A 4,160-nucleotide genomic window follows, 5' to 3' on the forward strand; every position below is an offset into this window, starting at 1 on the left:
CGGCATGAACATGGAAGAGTAGCAGGACATGAGCCTCTTCAACCTGGACGTGTACGACGAGTTCCGCACCAGCATCGTGCTGATCGAGGACGACATGGGCGTGGTGATGGACATTTCCGACCGCGTCGTGGTGCTGGACTACGGCAAGAAGATCGGTGACGGCACCCCCGAAGAGGTGCGCAGCAACGAAGAAGTCATCAGCGCGTACCTTGGTACGAGCCACTGAACACGGAGACAACAAGATGGCATTTTTCTTAGAAGCACTGCTGGGTGGCCTGATGGCCGGCATGCTGTATTCGCTGGTCGCGCTGGGCTTTGTGCTGATCTACAAAGCCTCGGGCGTCTTCAACTTCGCGCAGGGCGCCATGGTGCTGTTTGCGGCGCTGGCCATGGCCCGATTCTCCGAGTGGATTCCACAGTGGCTGGGACTGGAGAGCAAGCTGCTGGGCAACCTGATCGCGTTTGCCATCGCAGCGGCTTGCATGTTTGCGCTGGCCTGGCTGATCGAGCGGCTGGTGCTGCGCCACCTGGTCAACCAGGAAGGTGTGACGCTGCTGATGGCCACGCTGGGCATCACCTACTTCCTGGACGGCCTGGGTCAAACCATCTTTGGCAGCGACATCTACAAGATCGACGTGGGCATGCCCAAGGACCCGATCTTTTTGCTGGAAGGGATGTTCGAAGGCGGCGTGCTGGTGAACCTGGAAGACGTGTACGCGGCTTGCGTGGCGGCCTTGCTGGTGATCGTGCTGTCGCTGTTCTTCCAGAAAACGGGCACCGGTCGGGCGCTGCGCGCCGTGGCCGACGACCACCAGGCAGCACAGTCCATTGGCATCCCGCTCAACCGCATCTGGGTCATCGTGTGGTTTGTGGCCGGTATCACCGCCTTGGTGGCCGGCATCATCTGGGGCTCCAAGATGGGGGTTCAGTTCTCGCTCACCACCGTGGCCTTGCGCGCCCTGCCCGTCATCATTCTGGGCGGCCTCACCTCGGTGCCGGGCGCCATCATCGGCGGGCTGATCATCGGCGTCGGCGAAAAGCTCTCCGAGGTGTACCTCGGCCCCTATGTGGGTGGTGGCATCGAGATCTGGTTTGCCTATGTGCTGGCGCTGGTGTTCCTGCTGTTCCGGCCGCAGGGCCTGTTCGGCGAAAAAATCATTGACCGCGTGTAAGGAAGAAGAACATGTTTTACAGAGAAAACGGTCAGTTCAAGACCTCCTACCGCGCCGACCAGCAGATCTTCCCGATCGCTCAAGACCGCTGGGCCATTCTGGCGCTCATTGCCTTTGCGTTCATCGGCGTTCCGTTCCTGGTCGACGAGTACATGTTCCGCGCCATCCTGATCCCGTTCCTGATCCTGGCGCTGGCCGCCCTGGGCGTGAACATTCTGGTGGGCTACTGCGGCCAGATTTCGCTCGGCTCGGGCGCCTTCATGGCGGTGGGCGCCTACATGGCCTACAACACCTACATCCGCATCGACGGCATGCCGCTGATCGTGGCGCTGCTGTCGGGTGGCTTCTTTGCCACCCTGGTGGGCATGTTCTTCGGCATTCCCAGCCTGCGGGTGAAGGGCTTGTACCTGGCGGTGGCCACGCTGGCCGCACAGTTCTTCTGCGACTGGGCCTTCCTGCGCATCGGCTGGTTCACCAACAACACCGCGTCGGGCTCGGTGTCCGTGTCCAACCTGAGCGTGCTGGGCTGGCGCATCGACACCCCGGTCGAAAAATACCTGTTCTGCCTGTCGTTTCTGGTGGTCTTCGGCCTGCTGGCGAAAAACCTGGTGCGCTCGGCCATTGGCCGGGAGTGGATGGCCATCCGCGACATGGACGTGGCCGCGGCCGTGATCGGTATCCGCCCCATGTACGCCAAGCTCAGCGCGTTTGCGGTCAGCTCTTTCATCATCGGCGTGGCCGGTGGCCTGTGGGGCTTTGTGCACCTGGGTTCATGGGAGCCCGCCGCCTTCTCCATTGACCGTTCGTTCCAGCTGCTGTTCATGGTGATCATCGGCGGCATGGGCTCCATCATGGGCAGCTTCTTTGGCGCCGCCTTCATCGTGATCCTGCCCATTTTTCTGAACCAGTTCCTGCCGTGGGCCGGTGGTCTGGTGGGCATGACGATTTCCACCGCCGCCATCTCGCACACCGAATTCATGGTGTTCGGCGCGCTCATCGTGTGGTTCCTCATCGTTGAGCCCCACGGCCTGGCCAAGCTGTGGAGTGTCGCGAAACAGAAGTTGCGGTTGTGGCCTTTCCCGCACTGATGTCCGCACGGCCGCAGCCGGCAGCGCATCAGGGTGACTCCCGATGGGGAAATGCCCAATGGCGCCCGCGCTGTGGACGGAGTGAACTGACGGGCCCTCGGGTTGGTTTTTTGTGTGTTGGTTTTTCTTTAGGAGACAAACGAAATGAAGCTGCGTAACCTTGCTATCTCGGTATCTATGGCCTGTGCCACCCTCTCGGGTGCGCTGGTTTCCACCGCTGCCATGGCCCAGGCCAAGGAACAGTTCTTCCCCTCGCTGGTGTACCGCACCGGCGCCTACGCACCCAATGGCGTACCCTTCGCCAACGGCTATGCCGACTACCTGAAGCTCACCAATGCGCGCGGCGGCATCAATGGCGTCCAGGTGTCTTTTGAAGAATGCGAAACCGGCTACGCCACCGACCGCGGCGTGGAGTGCTACGAGCGCCTGAAGGGCAAAAACGGCGGCGCCACGGTGTTCCAGCCGCTGTCCACCGGCATCACCTTTGCGCTGACCGAAAAAGCCCCTGTCGACAAAATCCCGCTGATCACCGCCGGCTACGGCCGCAGCGAGTCGGCCGACGGCGGCGTGTTCAAGTGGAACTTCCCCATTGCCGGCACCTACTGGGTGGCCGCAGACGTCATCATCCAGCACCTGGGCAAGAAAGAAGGCGGCCTGGACAAGCTCAAGGGCAAGAAAATTGCGCTGGTGTACCACGACAGCCCGTTCGGCAAAGAGCCGATTCCGCTGCTGCAAGAGCGTGCCGCCATGCACGGCTTCCAGCTGAGCCTGCTGCCCGTCACGCACCCCGGCGTGGAGCAAAAGTCCACCTGGCTGCAGATTCGCCGCGACCGCCCCGACTACGTCATCAACTGGGGCTGGGGCGTGATGAACTCCACCCTGGTGAAAGAAGCGCAAGCCACGGGCTACCCCCGCGACAAGATTTATGGCGTGTGGTGGGCCGGCGCCGAGCCTGACGTGAAAGACGTGGGCATGGGTGCCAAGGGCTACAACGCCATCACCATGCAGCACGGCACTGAAAAAGGTTCGGCTGTTGCCAAAGAGATCCTCGCCAAGCTGCACGACAAGGGCCAGGGCACCGGCCCCAAAGACGAAGTGGGTGAAGTGCTCTACATGCGCGGCTTGATCAGCGCCATGTTCGCCGTGGAAGGCGTGCGCCAGGCCCAAGAGAAGTTTGGCAAAGGCAAAGTGGTCACGGGTGAGCAGGCCCGTTGGGGTTATGAAAACCTGAACCTGACGCAAGCCAAGCTCGACGCACTGGGCTTCAAGGGCGTGATGCGCCCCATTTCCACCAGCTGCAACGACCACATGGGTGCGGCCTGGGCGCGCATCCACACCTGGGACGGTGCCAAGTGGGAATTCAGCAGCGACTGGTACCAGGGTGATGAGCAAATCATCAAGCCCATGGTGAAAAAAGCGGCTGACACCTACGCCGCCGACAAGAAGCTGACGCGCCGCGCGCCGTCCGACTGCCAGTCCTGACAGGACCCCTGCCCTGCCCAACCATGGGCAGGGCGCGGCCCGCACGGGCCGCCAACCGACAGGGCTGCACCGCAGCCTTGTCGATTGGTCAAAGGAAAAAGCACATGGAACCCACCAAATCCGTTCTCAACGTCAATGGCATCGAGGTCATCTACAACCACGTGATCCTGGTGCTCAAGGGCGTCTCGCTCAACGTGCCCGAGGGCAAAATTGCGGCTGTGCTGGGTGGCAACGGCGCAGGCAAAACCACCACGCTGCGCGCCATCTCCAACCTGCTCAAAGCCGAGCGAGGCGAGGTCACCAAGGGCAGTATCGAGCTGCGCGGTGAACGCATTGAAAACCTCACCCCGGCCGACCTGGTGAACCGGGGCGTGGTGCAGGTGATGGAAGGCCGGCACTGCTTTGCCCACCTGACCAT

4 protein-coding genes and 1 pseudogene are annotated in these 4,160 nt (G+C 61.9%); all 5 read left to right on the forward strand.

Translation table 11 applies throughout. From position 1 onward, the window contains the following. A pseudogene (locus Q7J58_RS09585) lies at window positions 1-226 on the forward strand (ABC transporter ATP-binding protein); the annotation flags it as partial. 16 nt (window positions 227-242) lie between these two features. Next, window positions 243-1,172, forward strand: a complete 930-nt coding sequence (locus tag Q7J58_RS09590) for a branched-chain amino acid ABC transporter permease (RefSeq protein ID WP_304826774.1) — start codon at window positions 243-245, stop codon at window positions 1,170-1,172. 11 nt (window positions 1,173-1,183) lie between these two features. Further along, the gene (locus tag Q7J58_RS09595) at window positions 1,184-2,260 is read left to right on the forward strand and encodes a branched-chain amino acid ABC transporter permease (RefSeq protein ID WP_304826777.1); all 1,077 of its coding nucleotides are present in this window, start codon (window positions 1,184-1,186) and stop codon (window positions 2,258-2,260) included. Between the two features lie 144 nt (window positions 2,261-2,404). Next, complete coding sequence (locus Q7J58_RS09600) at window positions 2,405-3,742, forward strand: ABC transporter substrate-binding protein (protein ID WP_304826780.1); 1,338 nt, start codon at window positions 2,405-2,407, stop codon at window positions 3,740-3,742. Between the two features lie 104 nt (window positions 3,743-3,846). Beyond that, window positions 3,847-4,160: ATP-binding cassette domain-containing protein (locus tag Q7J58_RS09605; RefSeq protein ID WP_304826783.1), on the forward strand; the 314-nt coding region annotated here is incomplete at its 3' end.

This window comes from Hydrogenophaga sp., from assembly GCF_030656115.1.
Lineage (GTDB): Bacteria > Pseudomonadota > Gammaproteobacteria > Burkholderiales > Burkholderiaceae_C > Hydrogenophaga.

Bases quoted from the DNA above. Each gene is read 5' to 3' on its own strand.
- Q7J58_RS09590 (WP_304826774.1), top strand. From the start codon at position 243: ATGGCATTTTTCTTAGAAGCACTGCTGGGTGGCCTGATGGCCGGCATG.
- Q7J58_RS09595 (WP_304826777.1), top strand. From the start codon at position 1,184: ATGTTTTACAGAGAAAACGGTCAGTTCAAGACCTCCTACCGCGCCGAC.
- Q7J58_RS09600 (WP_304826780.1), top strand. From the start codon at position 2,405: ATGAAGCTGCGTAACCTTGCTATCTCGGTATCTATGGCCTGTGCCACC.